Source organism: Streptomyces sp. NPDC056161, assembly GCF_042268025.1.
Taxonomy (GTDB): Bacteria; Actinomycetota; Actinomycetes; order Streptomycetales; family Streptomycetaceae; genus Streptomyces.
In genome coordinates this window covers 17,921-40,725 of the sequence record NZ_JBHJUV010000057.1, presented here as the reverse complement: position 1 = coordinate 40,725, position 22,805 = coordinate 17,921, and the positions used below count along the sequence as shown (strand labels likewise).

Below are 22,805 nucleotides of genomic sequence, written 5' to 3'. Positions count from 1 at the left end.
TGCGTCGACGCTTGATGTGAGGCTGTTTCCCATGTTCGATCCGGTCATAGCGCCCAGCGGAACGCTGCTCGGCCTGCTTCAGCGGGGCCGCGGCGACGGCACGCTGCACGCGCTCACCGCGCCCCGCGCCGAAGCGCTCGCGGCGCTGAACCACTGCGTGCTGCACGACCCCCGGCACGACTGGCAGGTCGAGAACCGCTCCCTGTACTACGCCCGCCTCTACCTCGACCTGAACGGCGGTCTCGACGAGGTCGAGGCGCATCTCTTCGACCCCGAGGACATCCGCGAAACCGACGAGTCGCGCACCGGCCTCGCTCTGGCCGTCCTCGGGCACCTCGCCTCGTACGGCAGGCAGGACGCGCTGCACCTGCTGCGCAGGTACGCCGCGCACGGCGCCAACTGGGCCTGGGCGCTGGACGAACTCGCCCTGCGGGACGACGACGCGGCCCTGCGCGCCCTCGCCGTGCCCGTCCTCGCCCGCTTCGGCACCGACGCCGAGGGCGAGGCCGAGCTGGCCGCCGCCGTCCGTGACGCCTTCGAGCCCCGGCCGTGGCGGCTGTGGGCCGATGATCCGCGCGAATCCATCGCCACGCGCGTGCGTGCCGCCCAGGAGACCGGCTGCTTCGACCGGTGGCAGCGCCAGCTGCGGCCGAGCGGACCACGCCCGGACTGGAGCGTGCACGCCGTCCTCGACTGGGCCCAGCAGGGCGTGGAACGCGGCACCGCCCTGCACGTTCCCGCCGCCCGCTGCCTGGTCGCCGTGGCCGGCCCCGAGGACCGGCCGGAGATCGTCCGCGCCGCCCAGGACGGCACCGAGGGAGCCCGGTGCACCGCCCTGCGGTACCTCGCCGACGCCGACGACCCCGACGCCCTCGCCCTGATCGAAGCCGCCGCGACCTACGGTCCGACGCCCGTCGCCCAGGCCGCGGTCGACGCCTTCGAACGGATGCGCAGCATCGCCGCCGTCGACCGCGCGCGCGGCTGGGCCCGCAGGCCCGACGTGCTCGGCGCCGCCGCCGGACGCATGCTCGCCTGCCGCGGCGCGGCCCGGGACAGCGGACTGGTGCTCGCGGCGCTCCGGGAGGCCGTCCGGGGCGAGGGACCCGACGCACCCACCCTGTGGACCCTCGTCGACGGCGCCGGACGCCTCGGCATCGCCTGCGCGGCGCCCGTGCTGCGCCATGTCTACCGCGAGACGGCCTCCTCCCACCTCCGCGGCCGCGCCGCCCGCGCCCTGGCCGCCACCGACCCCTCCTTCCCCACCGGATTCGCCGTCGAATGCCTCTGGGACTGCGAGGAGACCACGCGCGAGGTCGCCGCCCGGCACGCCGAGACCGGTGACGCCCGGGTCGTCGAGCGCCTGCGCCGGCTCGCCGCCGACCCGGCCGAGGAGGCGGAGGTCCAGACGGCCGTCCGCAGCCGCATCGCCCCGGACGGACGGTTCGCGTGAACAGCGGGTGACCCGGGGGACAGGAGCGCATGGACAGCGGCTGACCTGCCCGGGTGTGCAGTGCAACGCTCATAGGACGTTCCTCGTTCGGAAAGATCCACGTTGACGCGGCCACGTCCAGCACGGCGAGAACACGGGTATGCGTGTCGTCATCGTGACCGAATCATTTCCCCCCGACGTGAACGGCGTGGCCCACTGCGCGCTCCAGACCGCCCGGCACCTCGTCGATCGCGGTCACGCTCCCCTCGTCGTCGCTCCGGCCCCCGCTCCCGGAAACAGGCCCGACGCCTCCGCGCCGTGCCCTGTCGTCCACGTCCCCTCCCTACCGCTCCCGGGCTACCCCCAGGTCCGCGTCGCCCTCCCCAGCCGACGCCTCGCCGCGGCGCTCGTCGAGCACCGCCCCGACATCGTGCACCTGGCCAGCCCCTTCGTCCTCGGCGTCCGCGGCATGGCCGCCGCGGCCCGGCTCGGCATCCCCACCGTGGCCGTCTACCAGACCGACCTGGCCGGCTACGCCCGCACCTACATGGGCGCGGGCGAGGCCGCCGCCTGGCGGCGCATCCGCTCCGTGCACTCCGCCGCCGACCTCACCCTCGCCCCGTCCAGCGCCGCCCTGACCGACCTGGAGACACACGGGGTGCCCCGGGTGAAGCTGTGGCCGCGCGGCGTCGACACCGTCCGCTTCCGCCCCGACCACCGCGACACGGCGCTGCGCCGGGAACTCGCACCGAACGGCGAGGTCATCGTCGGCTACGTCGGCCGGCTCGCCCCCGAGAAGCACGTCGAACTGCTGGCCGGTGCCTGCGCCCTGGACGGCGTCCGGGTCGTGGTGGTGGGCGACGGGCCCAGCCAGCCCCAGCTCGCCGAGGCCCTGCCGGGCGCGGTCTTCCTGGGCCGGCGCACCGGGGAAGACCTCGCCCGGTTCTTCGCCTCGCTCGACGTCTTCGTGCACACCGGCCCCTTCGAGACGTTCTGCCAGACCGTCCAGGAGGCCATGGCCAGCGGCGTGCCGGTGGTCGCGCCCGCCGTCGGCGGCCCGCTCGACCTCGTCGCCCACGGGCACACCGGCCTGCTGGTCCCGCCGCGCGACGCGGACACGGTCCGGGACGCCGTACGGGCCCTGGCCGCGGACCCGGCGCTGCGCGCCGAGTACGGCACCGCCGGGCGCGCCACCGTCGAAGGCCGCACCTGGTCCGCGATCGGCGACCGGCTGGTCACGCACTACGAGAATGTGCTCGCGGCACGGAAGACGGCGGTGCCGGCATGACCACCGACTCCCTGCGCATCGTCAGGCTCGCCAACTTCGTCGCCCCCGCCTCCGGCGGTCTGCGCACCGCGCTGCGCGAGCTGGGCAAGGGCTTCCGGGTGGCGGGCCACGAGCCGGTGCTGATCGTGCCCGGCGAGCGCCACACGGACCAGGACACCGAGCAGGGCCGGGTCATCACGCTGCCCGGCCCGCTGCTGCCGGGCACCGGCGGCTACCGCGTCCTGCTCGACAAGCGGCGCGTCGCCGCCCTCCTGGAGGAGTTGGCGCCGGACCGGCTGGAGGTGTCGGACCGTACGACGCTGCGCTGGACCGGCCGCTGGGCCCGGCGCGCCCGGGTCCCCGCCGTCATGGTCTCGCACGAGACCGCCGACGGAGTGCTGCGCACCTGGGGCCTGTCGGAGAACGCCTCCCGGCGGGCCGCCGACGCCCTCAACGTCCGTACGGCGCACACCTACGCGCGCATCGTGTGCACCACCGAGTTCGCCGAGCGCGAGTTCGTCCGGATCGGTGCGCGCAACGTCGTACGGGCCCCGCTGGGCGTCGACCTGACCGACCGGCACCCCGCGCTGCGGAACCCCGGGGCGCGGGCCGTGCACGCGCGCGTGGACGAGACACTGCTGGTCATGTGCTCCCGGCTGTCCGTGGAGAAGCGGCCGGGCACGGCACTGGACGCGCTGGAGGCGCTGCTGCGGCGCGGGCGGCGGGCGGTGCTCGTGGTGGCCGGGGACGGACCGCTGCGGGCACGGCTGGAGCAGCGGGCCCGGGAACGCGGACTGCCCGTGACCTTCCTCGGGCACGTCTCCGACCGGACCGCGCTCGGCGCGTTGCAGGCTTCCGCCGACGTGGCCCTGGCTCCCGGACCGGCCGAGACGTTCGGGCTCGCCGCGCTGGAGGCCATGGCGTGCGGGACGCCCGTGGTGGCGAGCGCGTCGTCCGCGCTGCCGGAGGTCATCGGGTCCGCCGGGGCCACGGCGGCCGACCACGGAGAGGCGTTCGCCGACGCCGTGGAGACGCTTCTGGAACGCCCCGTGGCCGAGCGGCGGGACTCCGCACGCGCGCGTGCCGAGTGCTTCGGATGGGGCGCCGCGGTGGAGGCGTTCCTCGCCGCGCACGACGCGCCGGTGACGGCCCGCCGCGCCGGTGACGACGGTCCGACGGATCCGTCGGACCGCACCGAGGACGCAGCGGTGCCGAGCCGGGCGGGAGCGGGCGAGGCATCGGCGTCGGCCCGGTCCGACGGGGGCGAGGCGGCGGCGCGGTCGCGGTCCGACGCACCCGAGGCGTCCGGTGCGCCGGGCGGGTCCGGGGTGTCCCGTCGTGTCATGCCGGAGGGCGTGGCATGAGACCCGTCCGTTTCGTGGCGCTCGGGGACTCGCTGACCGAGGGCGTGGGCGATCCCGTCGGCGCCGGCTGGCGCGGCTGGGCCGCGCTGCTGGCCGGCGGCATGGCCGAGGGAACGGTGGAGTTCACCAACCTCGCGGTCAGCGGGGCACAGACGCGCGACGTGCTGGAGCGCCAGACCCCGGACGCCCTCGGCCTGCGCCCGGACGTCGCCTCCGTCGTGATAGGCGTCAACGACACCCTGCGCTGCACCTTCGACATCCACGCGGTGGCGGCCCGGCTCGACGAGGTCTACGCGGCGTTCACCCGGCAGCACACCGTCCTGCTCACCGCGTGCCTGCCCGACCCCGGCGCGATGCTGGGGCTGCCGGGCGCCCTGGCCCGCCCGCTGGCCCGGCGCCAGCGCGCCGTCAACACGGTGGTCCACGCGCTGTCCGAGCGGTACGGCGCCGTCCACCTGCACGCGGCGGAAGGCGCGTGGCTCACCGACCGGGCCATGTGGAGTTCGGACCGGCTGCACCCGGGCGAGCGGGGCCATCGGCAGCTCGCACTGCGGTTCCACGCCCTGCTCGTGGCGGCGGGCACCGCGACGGGCACCGCGCCCTCGCCCGAGCCGGAGTTCCCCGTGCCGACCAAGTCGGCGAGCTTGTGGTGGCTGGCGACCGCCGGCACCGCCTGGGTGGCGCGGCGCTGCACCGACCTGCTGCCGCAGTTGCTCAGGCTGGCCGCCGACGAGATGCGGCACCGCGCGCGGGGCACCAGTGCCCGCCTCGACCTGCGGGCCGCGGCCGCCGTCTCCGCGGCCCTCGCCGCCCTGTCGGTGGCGGAGCGGACGGACGCGGCATGACCGTTCAGCGGCGCCGTACGGCGACGAAACGGACCGGGGTGCCGGGCACCGCCTGCGCGGCGGCCGGGAGGTCGGCGGCGCGCACCACCGCGATCACCGGGTAGCCCCCGGTGGTCGGGTGGTCCGCGAGGAAGACCACCGGACGTCCGTCCGGCGGCACCTGGACCGCACCCAGGACCATGCCCTCGCTGGGAAGTTCGCCGGTCCGGACCCGTGCCAGGGCCGGTCCCTCCATGCGCAGCCCGATCCGGTTGCCCGCCGCCGACACCCGGTACGCGCGCGAGGTGAAGTCGCGCACGGCCCCCGGCGCGAACCAGTCCTCGCGCGGCCCCGGCGTCACGCGCAGCACGAGTTCGGCCGGCGGTCCCGGCTGCGGGGCGACGTCCACGCGCGCGTGCGGACCGGGCGGCGGGTCGCCCACGGGCAGCACCACACCGTCCGCGAGCGGCGCCGGACCCAGTCCGGACAGCAGGTCGGTGGACCGGCTGCCGAGCACCGGCTCGACGGCGATGCCGCCGGACACGGCCACATAGGCGCGTACCCCCAGCGTCGCGGCCCCCACCTCCAGCAGGTGCCCGGCCGGCACCCGCAGCGCGGTGCCCCAGGCGGCCGGGCGCCCGCCGACCCGGACCGGGCTCGGCGCGCCCCCGACCGCGACGACGACGCTCGAACGCGCCCGCAGGGCACAGCCGTCGAGTGTCGTCTCCAGAACCGCGGCGCCGGGCGGATTGCCGACCAGCCGGTTGACGAGTGCCGCCGCGGGCCCGTCCAGCGCCCCAGAACGGGCTACGCCGAGGTGGGCGTGGCCGGGCCGCCCCCGGTCCTGCACGGTGGTCAGGGCGCCCGCCCGGACCACCACGAGCGCACGGTCGGTCATGCGGTCGCCACCGGTACGAAGCGGACCCGGGCGCCCGGAGTCAGCAGGGCGGCCGGCACGCGCGCGTGGTCCCACAGGAGCGTGTCCGTGCGGCCGATCAACTGCCAGCCGCCCGGTGACGACCGCGGGTAGACGCCGGTGTACGGGCCGGCCAGCGCGACCGCCCCGGCCGGGACCGCGGTGCGCGGCGTGCCCCGGCGCGGTGTGCCGTAGCGGGCGGGCAGACCGGTGAGGTAGCCGAAGCCGGGGGCGAACCCGCAGAAGGCGACGGTGAATTCGGTGCCCGCGTGGATCCGGGCCACCTCGTCCTCGGGAACTCCCCAGTGGGCGGCGACCTCGCCGAGGTCCGGGCCGTCGTAGCGGACCGGGAGCGAGACGACCGTACGCGCGCGTGCGGGGGCGGCAGGCACCTCGGACGCGGTCAGCTCCCGGGCCAGGGCCGCCGGGTCGGCCAGACCGTCCAGGAGCACCGTACGGGCCGCCGGGACGATCTCCTCGGCCCTCAGCGAGCCCTCGGCGCGGCGGCGCAGCAGATCCGCGTGCAGCGCCTGCGCCTCCTCGGCCGAGGCGACCTCGACGAGCAGGGCGCGGTCGCCGACCGGCAGCGTTCTCATGCGAAGGCCACCACCCGGACCCCGGACGCCGTCAGGTGCTCGCGCACCCGGCGGGCCAGCTCCACCGCTCCCGGGGTGTCCCCGTGCAGGCACAGCGAGCGGGCGCGCACCGCGATGCGCGCGCCGGAGAGCGCCCGCACGGCGCCGTCGCGGGCCAGGTCGAGCGAGCGGGCCACCACCGCCTCCGGGTCGGTGAGCACGGCGCCGTCCTGTCCGCGCGGCACGAGCGTGCCCGCGTCGGTGTACGCGCGGTCCGCGAACGCCTCCGTGACGGTCGGCAGCCCGCACGCGTCCGCGCGTGCCAGCAGCCGGGAGCCCGGCAGTCCCAGCACGGGGAGCGCGGCACCGGTGAGCAGGACGCCGTCGACGACCGCCGCGGCCTGCTCCTCGTCGTGCACCACACGGTTGTAGAGCGCCCCGTGCGGCTTGACGTATCCCACGCGCGCGCCCGCCGCCCGCGCGAAGACCTCCAGGGCGCCTATCTGGTACGCCACCTCGGCGGCCAGTTCGGCGGGCGGCACGTCCATCGCGCGGCGCCCGAACCCCGCCAGGTCCCGGTAGGAGACCTGGGCGCCGATCGTCACCCCGCGCCCGGCCGCCAGTTCGCACACCCGTCGCATGGTGGCCGCGTCCCCGGCGTGGAATCCGCAGGCGACGTTGGCGCTGGTGACCACGGCGAGCAGCCGCTCGTCGTCGGTCAGCCGCCAGCGGCCGAAGCCCTCACCGAGGTCGGCGTTCAGATCGATGGAGGTATCGATGGAGGTATCGATGGAGGTCATGGGTCTTTCGAAGCTCCCTTCAGGACGTGGGGTGCTGCTCGTGCCGGGCGGTGTGGTGCTGCTCGTGCCGGGACGCGGGGTGCTGTCCGCGTCGGGACGCGGGGTGGTGCTCGCACCGGGCCGCGGTGTGTTGCCGGTGCCGGGCGGTGCCGTGCGGTGCTGCTGGTCCCGGGCCGCGGGTGTACTGCTCGTGTCAGGCCACGCGGTACTGCTCGTCACGGGCGTCGGTGAGGAACATCTGGCCCGGTGCGTGCGTGATGGCGAACGGCGGCCTGGAGGCCATCACCGCGGCCTGCGGGGTCACCCCGCAGGCCCAGAACACCGGGATGTCGTCCGGCGCGCGGTCCACCGGGTCCCCGAAGTCGGGCCGGTCCAGGTCCTCGACGCCGAGCGCGGCCGGGTCGCCGCAGTGCACGGGACTGCCGTGCACCGCCGGGAGCAGACTGCTCTCCCGGATCGCGCTGGCCAGGTGCCGCGGCGGCACCGGGCGCATGGACACCACCATCGGACCGCGCACCCGACCGCCCGGCCGGCACTGCCGGGTGGTCACGTACATCGGCACGTTGCGGCCCTGCTCGATGTGGCGGATGGGGACACCGGCCTCGGCCAGCGCCCACTCGAAGGTGAAGCTGCACCCGATCAGGAACGACACCAGGTCGTCCCGCCAGTGGGCGCGTACGTCCGTCGGTTCGTCCACCAACTCGCCGTCCCGCCAGACCCGGTAGCGCGGCAGGTCGGTGCGCAGATCGGCACCGTCCGCCAGCACCGTGCGCCAGGATCCGGCGTCGGTGACGTCGAGCACCGGGCAGGGCTTGGGGTTGCGCTGGCAGAACAGCAGCATGTCGTAGGCCCAGTCGGCGGGCACCGAGATCAGGTTGGCCTGGGTGTGACCCGCCGCGACGCCGGCCGTGGGACCGGACAGGCCCGCACGGAAGCGGGCCCGCGCGCTCGCCGGGTGCCACGCGTGCGCGTGCGGGTCGACGAGGACCAGGGGGCGGTCCTCGCATCGGGGTGTGCCGCTCATACCAACTCCTTCCCGCGGGTCTCCGGCAGTCCGAGGAGCGCCAGCGCCGCGATGCCGTATCCGAGCGCTCCGAAGACGAGCGCGCCGCCCACTCCCCAGCTGTCGGCCAGGAAACCCACGAGGGTCGGGAAGACGGCGCCCACCGCGCGCCCGGTGTTGTAGGTGAAGCCCTGCCCCGTGCCGCGCACCACGGTCGGATACAGCTCGCTGAGGTAGGACCCGAAACCGCTGAAGATCGCCGACATGCAGAAGCCGAGCGGGAAGCCCAGCACCAGGAGCAGGGTGTCGGCGCCGGCCGGGATGTTCGCGTACGCCAGGATGCAGACCGCGGACAGCAGGGCGAAGAGCCAGATGTTGCGGCGCCGACCCAGCCGGTCGGTGAGGTGACCGCCGGTCAGATAGCCGAGGAAGGCGCCGGAGATCAGGAAGGTCAGGTAGCCGCCGGTGCCGACGACCGACAGGCCGCGGTCCGACTTGAGGTAGGTCGGCACCCAGGTGGCCAGCGTGTAGTAGCCGCCCTGGACGCCGGTGGACAGCAGGCTAGCGAAGACCGTCGTACGCAGCAGACCCGGCGCCCCGGCCGTGCCCGGCCGGAAGATGGCCGCGAACGAGCCGCGCTGCGGGTTCCGTTCGCGGACCGCCGCCGCCTCCGGGGCGTCGTGCACCCGGCGGCGCACCCACAGCACGAGCAGCGCGGGCAGCGCGCCGGTCCAGAACATCACCCGCCAGGCCAGGTCGTCGCCGAGGAACGAGAAGACCAGCGTGTAGACGATCGCGGCCAGCGCCCAGCCGATCGCCCAGGAACTCTGGACCGCGCCGAGCGTGCGGCCCCGGTGCTTCGCGCTCGCGTACTCGGCGACCAGGGTCGCGCCGACCGCCCACTCGCCGCCGAAGCCGAGGCCCTGGAGGGCGCGGAACACCAGCAGCGTTTCGTAGTTCGGCGCGAAGCCGCAGGCCACGGTGAAGACGGCGTAGGTGATCACCGTGATCAGCAGGGCCCGGACCCGGCCCACCCGGTCCGCCAGCACCCCGGCCGCGGCGCCGCCGACCGCCGAGACCACCAGTGTGACGGTGGTGACCAGGCCGGTCTGGCCGCTGTCCAGGCCGAAGTACGCCGCCAGCGCGACCATGCTCAGCGGCAGCGTGAAGTAGTCGTAGGAATCCAGGGCGTATCCACCGAAAGCACCGGCGAACGCGCGCCGACCACGCGGGCCGAGAGCGTGCAGCCAGCCCAACGGGCCGTCGTCACCGACGCGTTCACGCGCGCCGGAGCGTTGGCCGGAGGGCAGTGTCTGCGGTGGAGGGGTCGAGCTCATGAGCACCTCGCAGATGAGGGACGGAGGGTGCGGGGACTGAGCTGAACGGGAGTCGTGCCGAGCCGTCGACGTGTGGCACCGGAACCGGGTGGAGCCGTACTGGGTGACACCGGAGCCGGGTGGAGCCGTAACCGGGTGGTGCGGGAGCCGGGTGGAGCCCTGGGCGGGTGGTGCAGGGACCGTGCTGTGCCTGACCGTGCCGTGCTGTGCCTGACCGTGTGGTGCCGTGCCTGACCGTGCCGTGCTGTGCCTGACCGTGTGGTGCGGAACCGTGCTGTGCGAAGCACCGTAGAGGATCGTTCAACGATCCTTCAATACCTACGTTGTTTCGTCCTCGTATCTGCGATTGAATTCCGGGCATGGCAGAGCAGCTGACGGGACTGGCCGGCGACCGCGCGCTCCTGGGGCGCACCAGCACCGCCGAGCGGGTTTCGGACATTCTCAGAAGCCGTATCGCCGAGGGCTATTTCCCGCCCGGCACCCGGCTGTCCGAGGACAGCATCGGCGGCGCGCTCGGCGTCTCCCGCAACACCCTGCGCGAGGCGTTCCGCCTGCTCACCCACGAACGCCTGCTCGTCCACGAGCTCAACCGCGGCGTCTTCGTGCGGGTGCTGGCCGTGGAGGACGTCGAGGACATCTACCGCACCCGCGCCCTCGTCGAGTGCGCCGTCGTCCGCGGCCTGGGCGAACCGCCGTACGCCCTGGACGGACTGGCGTCCGCGGTGACGGAGGGACAGGCGGCTGCCGCCGAGGACGACTGGAAAGGCGTGGGTACGGCCAATATCCACTTCCACCGGGAACTGGTCGCGCTGGCCGGCAGCGAACGCACCGACGAGCTGATGCGCAGCGTCTTCGCCGAACTGCGCCTCGCCTTCCACGTCGTCGACGATCCGCGTCGGCTGCACGAGCCCTACCTCGCTCGCAACCGCCAGATCCTGGAGGTCCTCCAGAAGGGCGACCGGGGCGAGGCCGAGCGGCTGCTCGGAACCTATCTGGCGGACTCGTTGGAGCGGGTCGTGGACGTCTACCGTCGGCGGGTCGGCCAGAGCGGCCACGACGTCGACTGAGCGGGCGGGCGGGCGGACGGACGGGCCGGCGCCGGCTGACGGGCGGAGCGGGCCGTAGCGCCCGCTGAGGGCGTGGCGCGGGCCACAGCACCGGCTGAGCGGGTGGCGCGGCCACCGGCTGAGCGGGGGCGCGGCCACCGGTTGAGCGGGTGGCGCGGGCGTCGGCACTCGCCGAGGGCGTCTCGCGGTGCGGTGACGGCCGCCGCTTCTGCGTCGTTTGGGTCGTTGTCAGACGGAGGACCTAGTCTGTGCACCGTGACTTCGCCTGCATCGACGGACAGCGTTCCGCCCCAGTTCAGCGTGGGGCCGCGCCCGGCACCGGGCCCGGCCGCCGACGAGGGACTGGCGCGGCGGCTGCGCGCGCTCGCCTGCACCGCGCCGCTGCACGACCTCGACGCGCGCAAGGCCAACCTCGCGGGCGAGTACTCGGTGTACGGCATGGCGGAGGTGGCCCTCGCAGCCATCGACCTGGTCACGCTCAACATGGACTTCGACACCGGCGCCGACCACGAGCAGATAGTCGCCCGGCTCCTCCCGCGCATCTCCGCCCAGGCCCCGCGCCGCCCCGTGGCCGAGCACGAGCGCGTGGCCCGCTGGGTCCTGGAGAACCTGATCAACGTCGGCAGCGTCGACCGCGGCTTCCGCGCCGTGTACGGCACGTTCGCGTCCGATGGCACCTACGTCCGCCGTGACTACGACTTCAAGCTCATCGAGGAGGTCCCGGGACCCGGCGGCACCGTCTACCTCCGCACCACGGACGAGGCCGTCAACGTCCTGGTCGGCGCCCTCGACACCGACGTCACCAGCGCCCAGATCGCCGCCGAGGTCAAGCTGGAGGTGCTGATCAACCGCGGCCGCCTCGCCGACGCCCAACTCGCCGCGGAGCAGGCCCGCTACCGCACCGTGCAGTACTCGGAGAGCCTGCGCAGGGCGCTGGAGGCCACCCGGCGCAACGTCCGCGCGGTGGACTGGCTGAGCGCCGTGCCCGACATGATCGCCGAGGCCCTGGACCACGTCGCCGACCGGTACCGCCACGAGAACGCGATCCTCACCAACATCCGCAAGGCACGCGACGAGTCCGAGGACCCCGAGCACAAGCGCCGCGCCGCCGAACTGGTCGACATCGTCAAGGACTGCATCCGGCGTCACACGCAGCTCCAGTCCCGGCTGCTGGAGGCGGGACCGCTGTTCCGCGCCGAACAGGACCGGCAGGCGTTCGCGACCCCCATGACCACATCGGGCCTGGACCTGTACGGGCACCTCGTCGCCCCCGTCCTTCCGCTCCCCGTGGAGCGGGCGGTCCGCGTCACCGACGCCTTCTTCGCGCGCGGCACCGGACCGCGCACCCCGGTGTCGGTGCGCGTCGGCGACCTGGTCGGCCTGCTGCTGACCCCACCGGTGGAGCGGGAACACCTCGGCGCCGAGATGCCCGAACCCGACCTGATCGCCACACCGGACGACAGCCGGTTCAGCGACGAGCAGCTGGCCTCGGCCACTGAACTGCTGGACCTGCCGGCGGACGCGCCGCGCCGGCTGTCCGGGCTGCTGGCCGAAGCACGCCGGCGGGACCCCGAACTGCCGTACCTGGTGGCACTGCTGGCCGTGCACGCGGCCAGCCCGCCGGTCGGCACCGCCTACCGCCAGGGCGAGGGGAAGCTGCTGTTCGCAGTGGACGACGGGACGGAGTTGGACGACCCGGAGTTCGGCGGAGCCGACCTGATCGTCGGCACGGCTCTGCTGGACGCCGCGGGCATGGCGGCCGACCGGACGGAGGCGGCGTGACCCGACCCGGCCGTCCCACCCACACAGGCCCGCGCACCAAGGAGCCACGACCGTGACCGAGCATGCCGACCGGAGCGAGCCCGAGCCCTCCGCCGCACCCGCGAGCGCCGCCGTCACGCCGGCCGACGCCGCCGACGCGGCACGGCTCGTCGCCTTCGGGCTGCAACCCAAGCTGCAGCCCGCGCGCGACCAGGAGTACGCGGAACTGCTGCGCCGCCACCGCGAGGACCCGGCGTTCGCACGGCTCGCGGACGCCGTGGCCGCCGGTCTCGGCCTGGTCGTGCTGGAGGTGTCCCCGCGCGCGGGCATGGCGGTGACCGCCGCCGAGGACTCCGTCTTCGCCGTACGCATGGGCGACTACGCCCGCCGCACCGCCGCCGACTCGGGGGACCGGTTCCTGCACGGTCTCGCCCATCTCGCCGTCGCCGCCCTGGCCTTCCCCCGCCCGGAAGACCTGGCCGACGACGGCTACATCGGCCGGATCTCCGTCCACGGCGTGGACGCGTTCGTACGGCAGGCATGCCGGCGCCTCGAAGAACGGGCCGCACAGCAGGGTGAGAACACCGACCCGGCCACCGACGCGCCCGGCCTGGAGGCCGCCTGGCGGATCTGGGTGCGGCGCAGCGCCACCGGCGCCACCAAGGACGCCCGTCGGCTGGCCGGTTCCACCACAGGTATCGTCGGCAAGGCGGTCGCCTTCCTCACCGACTCCGGGTTCCTGCAGAGAACGGGCGACGACAACGGCGGCACCTACCGCACCACCGCGCGTTACCAACTCCAGGTCCGCGACATGGCCGGCGGCGCCGCCATGGCGGAACTGCTCGAACTCGGCGTCGTCCCGGTCACCGACGGCACGGCCAGCCTGCTGCCCGCCGAGGACCCCGACGATCTGGAGCTGGTGGCTGACGCCGGGCTGCCGTTCCACTCCTGACACCCCGAACCGTCCGCCGCCACGAAGCTCTGCCCCACCGACAACCGCCCCTCCGCAAGACCTGCCCCCGAAGACCTGCCGGTCCGAAGACCTGTCCGTCCGAACTCGCCCCGTCACTCGCCCCGTCGAAGCCAAGCCACGAGAGTCCGCCATGTACGAGCTGTCCCGGGTCCGCCTCTACTCCATCGGTCCCGCCGGTGCGCGCTATGCCGACACCGTGCTCGACCTGCGGGACGTGGGTGAGCCGGTGCCCGATCCCGCTCCCACACAGGCGGAGTTCTTCGAGGAGGAGCCCGTCGGCCCGCCGCGCCGCCCCGCACCCGCGGGCGTGCTCTTCCTGGAGAACGGCGGCGGCAAGTCGGTGCTGCTCAAACTGATCTTCTCGGTGATGCTGCCGGGCCACCGCAACACCCTCGGCGGCGCCAGCTCCGGTGTCCTGCGCAAGTTCCTGCTCGCCGACGACTGCGGCCATGTGGCGCTGGAGTGGCAGCACGTGCAGACCGGCGAATGCGTGGTCGTCGGCAAGGTCAGCGAGTGGCGCGGACGGCAGGTCTCCAACGACCCGCGCAAGTTCGCCGAGGCGTGGTACTCCTTCCGGCCGGGCCCCGGACTCAGCCTCGACAACCTCCCCGTGGCCGAGTCCACGGCCGTACGCCCCATCGTCGAGGGCCAGTCGGGCGCCCGCGGACGCCGACGCACCATGAAGGGGTTCCGGGACGCCATGACCGAGGCGGGCAAGGTGTACCCGCATCTGGAGGTGCACTGGGAGGAGATCCACGAGCGCTGGACCGAGCACCTGGGCGACCTCGGCCTCGACCCCGAACTCTTCCGCTACCAGCGCGAGATGAACGCCGACGAGGGCGAGGCGGCCGGCCTGTTCGCGGTCAAGAAGGACTCCGACTTCACCGACCTGCTGCTGCGCGCGGTCACCGACACCCGGGACACCGACGGTCTCGCCGACCTGGTCGGCGGGTTCGGCAACAAACTCGGCCGGCGGGCCGAGCTGATCGCCGAACGGGACTTCACCGCCGGATCGGTCGACCTGCTCGGACGGATCGTGGAGGCCGCCGACGCCCGCGCACGCGCGCGTGACATCCACGCCGGCGCCGAACGCCGCACCCGCACCCTGGCCCGGCGGCTGTCCGTGCGGGGCGCACGCGAACGGGCGCGGGCCACCGACCTCGCCCAGCAGGTCACGGTCGCCGCGCACACCGTCACCCGGTCCGCGGACGCGCGTGAGCACAGCGCGCTGATCGCCGCCGAACTCGCCTACCGGCACGCCTCGCTGGCCCTCGCGGCCGGTGAGAAGACGGCCACCGCGCAGAAACGCGAGCTGGCCGACGCGCGCACCCTGCACTCCGCTTGGCAGGCCGCCGAAGCCGTGCTGCGCCACCGCGCCGCCGCCGACCGCGTCGCGCGCGTGGCCGCCGCCATCCAGGAGGCGGAACGGGACGCCGCCCCGGCCCTCGCCGCCCGGGCCAAGGCCGCCGTGGACCTCGTACGGGCCCTGCACGAGGCCGCCGAGAGCGCCGAGGCCCTCGCCAACGAAGGGGAGGAACGCTCGGCAGCCCTCCAGGAGGCCGGCGAGTCGGCGTACCGGGACTCGACCGCCGCCGCCACCGAGGCGCAGCGCGCCCGCAGCGAGATCGGGCACCTCAGACAGCGCCTGACCGAGGTCGAACAGGAGACAGCCGAGGCGGTGCGCGCGGGCTGGCTCGACGACAGCGCGCCCGACGCGGACCCGGCCCGTGCCGCCCTCGCCGCCAGCGACGCCGAGAAGACCGCCGTCGCCGCCTGGGACGCGGCCCGCGACGCGTCCCGCAAGGCGGCGGAGCACGCGCGCGAAGCCGCGTCCGCCGAGTCCCGCGCCGAGCTGACGGCGGCCCGCGCGGCGGACGCGGCGACCGCCGCCGACCGCACCCACCAGGCCGAACGCCGCATCGCCGAGGCACTGGCGGCCGAGGAACGGCTGGGCGAGCTGCTGAGCCTGCCGGGCACCGCAGGCGGCAGGCGGGCCGGGGTACCCGCCCCGCGCTCCGGCGCCCCCGCAGCCCCGGACCCCGCGGCCGGCGCCTCCGCCGGGACTCCCGACCCGGACGGTGCCCACCCCGGCGACGAACCCCCGCTCACCGCCGAGGACCTGGACCAGTTCGCCGACGAACTGCACGGCCTCCTCGACGACTCCGTCTCCTCTGCCGAACGGCACCTCTTCGAACTGCGCACCGCGGCCGCCGACGACTCCCGGATCCTCGGTGCGCTCGGCGACGGCGGACTGCTGCCGCCCGGCCCCGACGTGCTGGCCACGGTCGAGTTCCTCGGCGAACACGGCATTCCCGCGCTCCCCGGCTGGCGCTACCTCGCCCAGGCCGTCGACCCCGCCGACCACACCCGGGTGCTCGCCACCCGCCCGGAACTCGTCGACGGCGTGATCATCACCGACCCGGACACCCACGCGCGTGCCCGCGAGGCCCTGGGCGAGGCGGCGCTGCTGCCACGGTCCGCCGTGGCCGTCGGCACCGCGGCCGCCCTGCTCGCCCCGCCCTCGGCCGCCGACGCGAGCGGCGCGGACGTGTTCCTCGTACCGCCGAACCCGGCCATGCACGACGAGCACGCCGCCGACGAGGAACGACAGGCACTGCGCGCGCGAGCCACTGAGCGTGACGAGGAGATCCGCGCGCTCGCCGCCCGGCTCGCCAAGGACCGGGAACTGGCCGCCCGGCTCGCTTCCTGGCGCACCGGCTGCCCGGCGGGACGGCTCGTCGAGCTGGCGCGGACCGCCCGGGACGCGCGCGAGTTCGCCGAGGAGTCCGAGGCGGAACTCGCCGAGGCCCGGACCGCGCGCGCCGAGGCCGAGGAAGCCGCCGCCGAGGCCGCCCAGGCCAGGGACGAACGCCAGGAGGTCGCGCAGAAGGCCCGGCGCGCCGCCGACGCGCTCGCCGGGCTCGCCTTCCGGCTGCGCGAACGCTCCGGCTGGCAGGCCAAGCTGCGCGAACTCGCCGACGAGGCCACCGAGTCGGAGGCCCGCGCCCAGGTCTGTCTGGAACGCGCCCGCGCCGCCGACGAGGACCGCCGCGCCGCCCAGCGCGCCGCCGACGACGCCCGGCGCACCGCCCGCGCGCTGCGCGGCGAACGCGCCGAGATCGCGGGTGCGCCCGACGACCTGCCCGAGGCCGCCGACGATGCCCCGAAGGCATCCCTGCCCGCGCTCCGCGAGGCATACCGAGCCGCCTCCCAGGTGTACGAGAAGGTGGGCGTCGGCGCCGATCTGCGCGCCGAGCAGGCCCGAGCGGAGAGCGACGAGAGCGCGGCCCGCGCCGAACTCGACCGGCTCAGCAACAGGGTCCGCACCCGGGCCGAACAACTGCTGCGGTCACCCGACGGCTCCGACGGCCCCTCCCGACAGGCCGCCGCCGCCCGTGCGGAGGAGCTGGTGCAGCTCCTGGAGACCCGCATGTCCACCGCGAGCGAGCAACTCGGACGACTGCGCGGCGAGGCCGAACGGCACGCCCCCGAGGACGGCGAGGCACACACCGAACTGCCCGAGGGACTGCTCCCGCGCGACGCCGAGCACGCTCAGGCACTGCTGCGCACCGCCGCGGCCGAACTCGCCTCCCACACCCAGGCGTTGGCCCAGGCCCGCGAGGCCCACGGCGAACTCCTCGCGGCCCACCGAGCGGCCGAGGACGCGGCCGGCGGCTTCGACGAGGTCGCGGCCATGCTCCGCGACCTGCTGCGCGAGCATGCGGGCGACGAGGAGCAGGAGGAACCGGAGCCGTACCCCGGCTCCCTGGAGGAAGCCAGACGTTCCGCCGCGGAGGCCCGTCGCTCGCTGCGCGGCTGCGCCGCCGACCTCTCTGCCGCCGAGGCGTCCGTGCGCGAGGCCGGCGACGTACTGGTCCGGCACGCCAACTCCACCCGCTACGAACAGGTGCGCACCCCCGCCCGGCAGCAGATCCGTGAGCTGCCCGCCGCCACGCTGCCCGAGCACGCCCAGAAGTGGGCGGACGCCTTCGCTCCCCGCCTGCGCGTCCTCACCGACGAGCTGGCCCAACTGGAACGCAACCGCGACTCGATCGTCGACCGGCTGCGCGGACTGGTCGAGTCCGCACTGGCCACCCTGCGGTCCGCCCAGCGGCTGTCCCGGCTGCCCGAAGGACTCGGTGAGTGGTCCGGGCAGGAGTTCCTGCGCATCCGCTTCGAGGAACCCGACCAGGCCATGCTGACCGAGCGGCTCGGCGAGGTGGTCGACGAGGCCACTCGTGCCGCCGTGAAGAAGAACTCCGACCTGCGCCGCGACGGCATGTCCCTGCTGCTCCGCGGAGTGGCCGCCGCCCTGCGGCCCAAGGGCGTCGCCGTGGAGATCCTCAAGCCGGACGCCGTCCTGCGTGCCGAACGGGTCCCCGTCGGGCAGATGGGCGACGTGTTCTCCGGCGGCCAACTGCTCACCGCCGCGATCGCCCTGTACTGCACGATGGCCGCCCTTCGCTCCAACGACCGGGGCCGTGACAAGCACCGGCACGCCGGCACCCTGTTCCTCGACAACCCCATCGGTCGTGCCAACGCCACCTATCTGCTGGAGCTGCAGCGTGCCGTCTCCGACGCGCTCGGCGTGCAGTTGCTCTACACCACCGGCTTGTTCGACACGACGGCGCTGGCGGAGTTCCCCCTGGTGATCCGGTTGCGCAACGATGCCGACCTGAGGGCTGGGCTGAAGTACATCAGCGTGGAGGAGCATCTCCGGCCCGGACTGCCTCGGCCGACCCGGGCCGAGGAAGCCGCACACAGCGAGATCACGGCGACACGCATGTTCAAGCGCCCGGCGCCCAGCGCTCCCTGACCGGTCGCGCTCGCCGGCCGAGCGCAACCGTACGCGGACCAGGACCGGTCTCAGGGGTGCGACAACTGCCCGGCGCTGCCCTGCCTGCGTATCCGCTCCCGTTTGGCGGCCTTCGCCTGCCGCCGGGCGGCACGCCGCTCCCGGCGCAACGACCGCGCCGTACTGCTCGGCACCGACACCACGCCGTGGCGCTGGTTCCACACCTGGCGCGTCACCCAGACGTCGAGCGCGCCCCAGGTGGCGACCACCGTGCTGGCCACACTGCTGATCACCATCGGGAGGGCCAGCCAGGACTCCGCCAAGGTGCACAGAAAGGCCACCATGGCCTGCATCAGCGTCACGGCGATGATGATCACCGCACGGACCGCGGCCGTACGCACCGGATCGGGCATCCGGCGTCTCCGCGCGGGCTCCTCGATCCACAACGGCCGATAACCCGGCTGCTGTTGTCCTGCTGCGGCCCCGGTACCCCGCGGGTACGGACCAACGCCCTCCGGGACCTGAAGGCCCCGCCGGGTCGTCGAGCCCCCCGTCACGCCGTCCTCGGGCCCCTCGCGTCGCTCCGCCGTGCCCATCAACGTGTCACTCCCCACCGCCGACAGCCCCCTCGCTCACGGTGCCCCAGAGACACCGGCTCCCCAGTGATTGCCCGGCTTGCGCTGCTTTACGCCGCCGGGATGGTGGATGCGGTTCCCGTGACCGATTCGGCCCCCCATTCCCCATAGAGAAGGACGAACGGCGCGTCACGAAGATTCCCGGACCACCGGAGAATTTCGGCCGACCGCCCGGAGCGTCGAACCGACGGATGCCCCCTGCACCCCTGGAACCGGGGGCGCAATCTCCCCCAATGCCGGGACAACTCGCCATGTCCGTGCGGTGAAGATGAAGTTCAGCCTCCGGACGCGCCTTCGAGTTGGCCGCGTGACGGTAGTAGGCTCGCGCCGTTTGTTGCCACACATATGCACCCCCGTCCGGAGGGGGACCGAGCTGGGGGAGGCCATGCGCTTTCGCGGGAAGTCGATCCGCCGGAAGATCGTGGCGCTGCTTCTCGTGCCGCTGGTGTCCCTGGCCGCCATCTGGGGCTTCGCGAGCGTCCTCACGGGACGGGAACTCGCCCGGGTCTTCGACGTGTCGCATCTCGTGGAGGACGTCGGATACCCCGTCGAGGACACCGTCCGCGCACTGCAGCAGGAACGCCGCCAGACCCTCGTCTACCTCGCCGACCCACGAGCCTCCGACGCGCTCGGTGCCCTGCGGCGCACCCGGACCGTCGCCGACGCGGCGATCGTCAAGATCCAGAAGAACGCCAGGGACTCCGGTGTCCGCGACAGCATGAGCCCGGGCGACGGCGAACGCCTCACCGCTGTCCTGGACGCGTTCGACGGCGTCGACTCCCTGCGCCGCAGCGTCGAGGACGGCACGGTCACCCGCCACCAGGCACTCGATCTGTACAACCGGGTCGTCGACCCCTGCTACTCCCTGCTGGCGAGCCTCGAAGGCGTCGACGACGTGGAGATGGACACCCAGGCCCGCGCCCTCGTCAACATCGACCGGGCCCGCGAACTCCTCTCCCGCGAGGACGCCCTGCTCGGTTCCGCCCTGGTGGTCGGCCGACTCACCCAGGACGAGACCCGCGAGATCTCCGACCTCGTCGCCCAGCGCACCCTCCTGTACGACATCAGCCTGCCGCAACTCCCGGCGTCCGAACGCGACCGCTACGACCGGTTCTGGAAGAACGCCACCACCGCGCCGGTGCGCGCGGCCGAGGAAGCGGTCACCGCCTCCGGGGCGGGCACGCCGAACGAGATCGGCGCCAAGAGCTGGGACGCCGCCGCGGGCACCGTGCTCGAAGACCTGCGCACCCTCGACGACGACGCCTCCGACCGCTATCAGGACCGTACCCGCCCCGTCGCGGTGAGCGTGATCGTCCAGGCGGCCGTCGCCGGCCTGCTCGGACTGGCCGCTCTGATCGTCTCCCTCGTCCTGTCCGTACGCGTGGGCCGCGGACTCATCCGCGATCTGCGCCAACTGCGGCTGGAAGCGCACGAGGCGTCCAGCGTCCGGCTGCCCAGCGTGATGCGCCGGCTGTCCGCGGGGGAAAGAGTCGACGTGGAGAGCGAGGCGCCGCGCCTGGAGTACGACAAGAACGAGATCGGCGAGGTCGGCCAGGCACTCAACACCCTCCAGCACGCCGCCGTGGAGGCGGCCGTCAAGCAGGCCGAACTGCGCGCCGGGGTCTCCGAGGTCTTCGTCAACCTCGCGCGGCGCAGCCAGGTGTTGCTGCACAAGCAGCTCACCCTGCTCGACAGCATGGAACGCAGGACCGAGGACACCGACGAACTCGCCGACCTGTTCCGCCTCGACCACCTCACCACCCGCATGCGCCGGCACGCCGAGGGCCTGGTGATCCTCTCCGGAGCCGCTCCCTCGCGCCAGTGGCGCAAACCCGTCCAGCTGATGGACGTCGTCCGTGCCGCCGTCGCCGAGGTGGAGGACTACGAGCGCGTCGAGGTCCGCCGGCTGCCGCGGGTCGCCGTCACCGGCCCGGCCGTCGCCGACATCACCCACCTGGTGGCCGAGATCCTGGAGAACGCCACGGTGTTCTCCCCACCGCACACGGCGGTCCAGGTCATCGGCGAGCGGGTCGCCAACGGCTTCACCCTGGAGATCCACGATCGTGGCCTCGGCATGGCGGCCGAGGTGCTGCTGGAGGCCAACCTCCGGCTCGCCGAGACCCCGGAGTTCGAACTCTCCGACACCGACCGGCTCGGCCTGTTCGTGGTCAGCCGGCTCGCCCAGCGCCAGAACATCCGCGTCTCCCTGCAGCCGTCTCCGTACGGCGGCACCACCGCGGTGGTCTTCATCCCCGACGTGCTGCTGACCGACGACGTGCCCGACACCAACGGCATCGGGTTCCGCCTCGACCGGGACCGGACCACGGAGACCGCTGACGGGGATGAACGGCGCGCCACCGCCCTGGCCCAGGTGCCCGTGCACCTGCCGAGCCTGCCCGCCTCGCTCCTGGACGGCCCGGTCGAACTGGAGGGCCCTGTCGACCTGGACACGCTCGACGACCTCCCGGGCGTCCTCAGCGACGAGTACAGCGAACGCGGCGGGCTCTTCCGCGGCCGTCGGTCCCTCGCCCGTGCCGACGACGAGGCCCTGGGCCGCGCGGGCGGGGATCATCGGCAGCCGTCCGACGCGACGGCCCGAGCCGGGGCGGACGACCGCCCGGACGCCCCCGTACCGCTGCCCCGCCGCAGGACACCCAAGCTGGTCAGCTCGCACGGCCGGCCGATCAGGGAACAGCGCTCCCGCCGGGCTGCGGACAAGGAAGCGTCCCCGGACGGCCCGTCCGGTGCCGAACCCGACCTGGCCTCGCTGCCCTCCCGCCGCCGGGGTGAGGCGCCCCCGCGCTCCGACAGCGCGGACAACGGCGGTGCCGACGCCCGCGCGGAGTCCCAGGCCGACGGCCCAGGAGAGCCGTCCGAGGCTCCCGGACTTCCCCGGCGGCCCCGCCGCCCGGAGACCAGCTCCGGCGACGACGGCCGCGACGGCACTGCCCAGCAGGCCGCGGAAGCACCGGAACAGACCGGATCCGGAACGGGCGCGCTGCCCCGACGCGTGCGGCAGGCCAGCCTCGCCCGGCAGCTCAAGCACGAGGCCGCGCGAGGCCCCGGGCGGGAGACGGAACCCGAGGACCGCGACGCCGAGGAGGTGCGCAGCCGCATGGCCTCGCTCCAGCGCGGTTGGCAGCGCGGCCGGGAGGAGAACGCCGCGGGCGACGACGCCCGGAACGGCACAGCACAAGGAACGACTAAGGGGGACGGTCGATGACCGCACCAGAGGCGACCGGCCACACCGCACCGGACAAGGGCACGCTCAACTGGCTCCTCGACGACCTCGTCGACCGGGTCGCCAGCATCCGCAAGGCCATCGTGCTTTCCGGTGACGGACTGGCCACGGGTACGTCCAATGACCTGACCAGGGAGGACAGCGAGCACCTCGCCGCCGTCGCGTCCGGGTTCCACAGCCTCGCCAAGGGCGTGGGCCGCCACTTCGAGGCAGGCAGCGTCCGCCAGACGGTCGTCGAACTCGACGAGGCATTCCTCTTCGTCACCGCGGCCGGTGACGGCAGCTGCCTCGCCGTCCTCGCGGACGCGGACTCCGACGTCGGACAGGTCGCCTACGAGATGACACTCCTCGTCAAGCGGGTCGGTGCGCATCTGGGGGCCGCCCCACGTACCGATCTGCCCGCCGGCGGGTAGTGGGATGACATGAGCGGAGACGGTCAGGGAAGAAACCACTGGTTCGACGACGAGGCCGGACCGGTCGTCCGTCCGTACGCCATGACGCGTGGCCGCACCACCAGTGCGGCCCAGCACCGCCTCGACCTGATCGCGGTGGTCGTCACGGAATCCCACGCGGGTGACCCGGAGGCGGACCAGATGCTCTCCCCGGAACACGTGGACATCGTCGGACTCTGTCGCGCCGCGCCGCAGTCGGTCGCCGAGCTGGCCGCGGAGCTCGACCTGCCCATCGGGGTGGTGCGGGTCCTCGTCGGCGACCTCGTGGCGAAGGAACTCGTCCACGTGACACGTCCCGTACCCCCGGCGGAACTGCCGGACGAGAGTATTCTGCGCGACGTGATCAACGGCCTCCGGGCGCTGTGA

17 protein-coding genes are annotated in these 22,805 nt (G+C 74.1%); 11 read left to right on the top strand and 6 right to left on the bottom strand.

The window, feature by feature from the left end; translation table 11 throughout:
* Positions 1-31 precede the first annotated feature (31 nt).
* The 4 genes from ACFC09_RS37185 (at position 32) to ACFC09_RS37170 (ending at position 4,905) form a co-directional block, all read left to right on the top strand.
* Positions 32-1,450, top strand: a complete 1,419-nt coding sequence (locus ACFC09_RS37185) for a HEAT repeat domain-containing protein (RefSeq protein WP_376535916.1) — start codon at positions 32-34, stop codon at positions 1,448-1,450.
* A 139-nt stretch (positions 1,451-1,589) separates the two neighbouring features.
* Positions 1,590-2,717 carry a glycosyltransferase family 4 protein gene (locus ACFC09_RS37180; protein WP_376535914.1) on the top strand — a complete coding sequence of 376 codons (1,128 nt, stop codon included), beginning with the start codon at positions 1,590-1,592 and terminating at the stop codon, positions 2,715-2,717.
* Complete coding sequence (locus ACFC09_RS37175; protein WP_376535912.1) at positions 2,714-4,060, top strand: glycosyltransferase; 1,347 nt, start codon at positions 2,714-2,716, stop codon at positions 4,058-4,060. The genes ACFC09_RS37180 and ACFC09_RS37175 overlap by 4 nt, the downstream gene beginning before the upstream one ends.
* Positions 4,057-4,905 carry an SGNH/GDSL hydrolase family protein gene (locus ACFC09_RS37170; protein WP_376535910.1) on the top strand — a complete coding sequence of 283 codons (849 nt, stop codon included), beginning with the start codon at positions 4,057-4,059 and terminating at the stop codon, positions 4,903-4,905. Before ACFC09_RS37175 ends, ACFC09_RS37170 begins: the two co-directional genes overlap by 4 nt.
* 4 nt (positions 4,906-4,909) lie before the next feature.
* On the opposite strand, the gene ACFC09_RS37165 is transcribed toward ACFC09_RS37170, so the two are convergent.
* The 5 genes from ACFC09_RS37165 to ACFC09_RS37145 form a co-directional block, all read right to left on the bottom strand.
* The gene (locus ACFC09_RS37165) at positions 4,910-5,782 is read right to left on the bottom strand and encodes a biotin-dependent carboxyltransferase family protein (protein WP_376535908.1); all 873 of its coding nucleotides are present in this window, start codon (positions 5,780-5,782) and stop codon (positions 4,910-4,912) included.
* Positions 5,779-6,396: an allophanate hydrolase subunit 1 gene (locus tag ACFC09_RS37160; protein WP_376535906.1), complete on the bottom strand. Its 618-nt coding sequence runs from the start codon at positions 6,394-6,396 to the stop codon at positions 5,779-5,781. Before ACFC09_RS37160 ends, ACFC09_RS37165 begins: the two co-directional genes overlap by 4 nt.
* A complete protein-coding gene (locus ACFC09_RS37155; RefSeq protein WP_376535904.1) occupies positions 6,393-7,175 on the bottom strand; it encodes a LamB/YcsF family protein in 783 nt (260 codons plus the stop codon). The genes ACFC09_RS37160 and ACFC09_RS37155 overlap by 4 nt, the downstream gene beginning before the upstream one ends.
* Positions 7,176-7,368: 193 nt before the next feature.
* Positions 7,369-8,199, bottom strand: a complete 831-nt coding sequence (locus ACFC09_RS37150) for a putative hydro-lyase (RefSeq protein ID WP_376535902.1) — start codon at positions 8,197-8,199, stop codon at positions 7,369-7,371.
* Positions 8,196-9,515: an MFS transporter gene (locus ACFC09_RS37145; RefSeq protein ID WP_376535900.1), complete on the bottom strand. Its 1,320-nt coding sequence runs from the start codon at positions 9,513-9,515 to the stop codon at positions 8,196-8,198. Before ACFC09_RS37145 ends, ACFC09_RS37150 begins: the two co-directional genes overlap by 4 nt.
* Before the next feature lie 359 nt (positions 9,516-9,874).
* Between ACFC09_RS37145 and ACFC09_RS37140 the strand changes: the two genes are divergently transcribed.
* From ACFC09_RS37140 to ACFC09_RS37125, 4 genes are all read left to right on the top strand, one after another.
* Positions 9,875-10,582, top strand: a complete 708-nt coding sequence (locus ACFC09_RS37140; RefSeq protein ID WP_376535897.1) for a GntR family transcriptional regulator — start codon at positions 9,875-9,877, stop codon at positions 10,580-10,582.
* 255 nt (positions 10,583-10,837) lie between these two features.
* Complete coding sequence (locus tag ACFC09_RS37135) at positions 10,838-12,364, top strand: hypothetical protein (RefSeq protein WP_376535895.1); 1,527 nt, start codon at positions 10,838-10,840, stop codon at positions 12,362-12,364.
* A gap of 52 nt (positions 12,365-12,416) precedes the next feature.
* Entirely contained in the window at positions 12,417-13,295 is an 879-nt protein-coding gene (locus ACFC09_RS37130; protein WP_376535894.1) for a hypothetical protein, read from the top strand.
* A gap of 151 nt (positions 13,296-13,446) precedes the next feature.
* On the top strand, positions 13,447-18,132 hold the full coding sequence (locus tag ACFC09_RS37125) for a hypothetical protein (protein WP_376535892.1): 4,686 nt from the start codon (positions 13,447-13,449) through the stop codon (positions 18,130-18,132).
* A 50-nt stretch (positions 18,133-18,182) separates the two neighbouring features.
* Here the strand turns inward: ACFC09_RS37125 and ACFC09_RS37120 are convergent, their stop codons facing one another.
* A complete protein-coding gene (locus tag ACFC09_RS37120) occupies positions 18,183-18,707 on the bottom strand; it encodes a hypothetical protein (protein ID WP_376535890.1) in 525 nt (174 codons plus the stop codon).
* Positions 18,708-19,131: 424 nt separating this feature from the next.
* Between ACFC09_RS37120 and ACFC09_RS37115 the strand changes: the two genes are divergently transcribed.
* The 3 genes from ACFC09_RS37115 to ACFC09_RS37105 are packed head-to-tail and all read left to right on the top strand — an operon-like array spanning position 19,132 to position 22,805.
* Positions 19,132-21,969, top strand: a complete 2,838-nt coding sequence (locus tag ACFC09_RS37115) for a nitrate- and nitrite sensing domain-containing protein (RefSeq protein ID WP_376535888.1) — start codon at positions 19,132-19,134, stop codon at positions 21,967-21,969.
* Complete coding sequence (locus ACFC09_RS37110; protein ID WP_376535886.1) at positions 21,966-22,400, top strand: roadblock/LC7 domain-containing protein; 435 nt, start codon at positions 21,966-21,968, stop codon at positions 22,398-22,400. Before ACFC09_RS37115 ends, ACFC09_RS37110 begins: the two co-directional genes overlap by 4 nt.
* A gap of 9 nt (positions 22,401-22,409) precedes the next feature.
* Positions 22,410-22,805, top strand: a complete 396-nt coding sequence (locus ACFC09_RS37105) for a DUF742 domain-containing protein (protein WP_376535884.1) — start codon at positions 22,410-22,412, stop codon at positions 22,803-22,805.

Coding starts and splice junctions, on each gene's coding strand:
- ACFC09_RS37165 (WP_376535908.1), bottom strand. CDS start 5,782: ATGACCGACCGTGCGCTCGTGGTGGTCCGGGCGGGCGCCCTGACCACC.
- ACFC09_RS37115 (WP_376535888.1), top strand. CDS start 19,132: ATGCGCTTTCGCGGGAAGTCGATCCGCCGGAAGATCGTGGCGCTGCTT.
- ACFC09_RS37185 (WP_376535916.1), top strand. CDS start 32: ATGTTCGATCCGGTCATAGCGCCCAGCGGAACGCTGCTCGGCCTGCTT.
- ACFC09_RS37125 (WP_376535892.1), top strand. CDS start 13,447: ATGTACGAGCTGTCCCGGGTCCGCCTCTACTCCATCGGTCCCGCCGGT.
- ACFC09_RS37170 (WP_376535910.1), top strand. CDS start 4,057: ATGAGACCCGTCCGTTTCGTGGCGCTCGGGGACTCGCTGACCGAGGGC.
- ACFC09_RS37105 (WP_376535884.1), top strand. CDS start 22,410: ATGAGCGGAGACGGTCAGGGAAGAAACCACTGGTTCGACGACGAGGCC.
- ACFC09_RS37110 (WP_376535886.1), top strand. CDS start 21,966: ATGACCGCACCAGAGGCGACCGGCCACACCGCACCGGACAAGGGCACG.
- ACFC09_RS37140 (WP_376535897.1), top strand. CDS start 9,875: ATGGCAGAGCAGCTGACGGGACTGGCCGGCGACCGCGCGCTCCTGGGG.
- ACFC09_RS37175 (WP_376535912.1), top strand. CDS start 2,714: ATGACCACCGACTCCCTGCGCATCGTCAGGCTCGCCAACTTCGTCGCC.
- ACFC09_RS37145 (WP_376535900.1), bottom strand. CDS start 9,515: ATGAGCTCGACCCCTCCACCGCAGACACTGCCCTCCGGCCAACGCTCC.
- ACFC09_RS37120 (WP_376535890.1), bottom strand. CDS start 18,707: ATGGGCACGGCGGAGCGACGCGAGGGGCCCGAGGACGGCGTGACGGGG.
- ACFC09_RS37160 (WP_376535906.1), bottom strand. CDS start 6,396: ATGAGAACGCTGCCGGTCGGCGACCGCGCCCTGCTCGTCGAGGTCGCC.
- ACFC09_RS37150 (WP_376535902.1), bottom strand. CDS start 8,199: ATGAGCGGCACACCCCGATGCGAGGACCGCCCCCTGGTCCTCGTCGAC.
- ACFC09_RS37180 (WP_376535914.1), top strand. CDS start 1,590: ATGCGTGTCGTCATCGTGACCGAATCATTTCCCCCCGACGTGAACGGC.
- ACFC09_RS37155 (WP_376535904.1), bottom strand. CDS start 7,175: ATGACCTCCATCGATACCTCCATCGATACCTCCATCGATCTGAACGCC.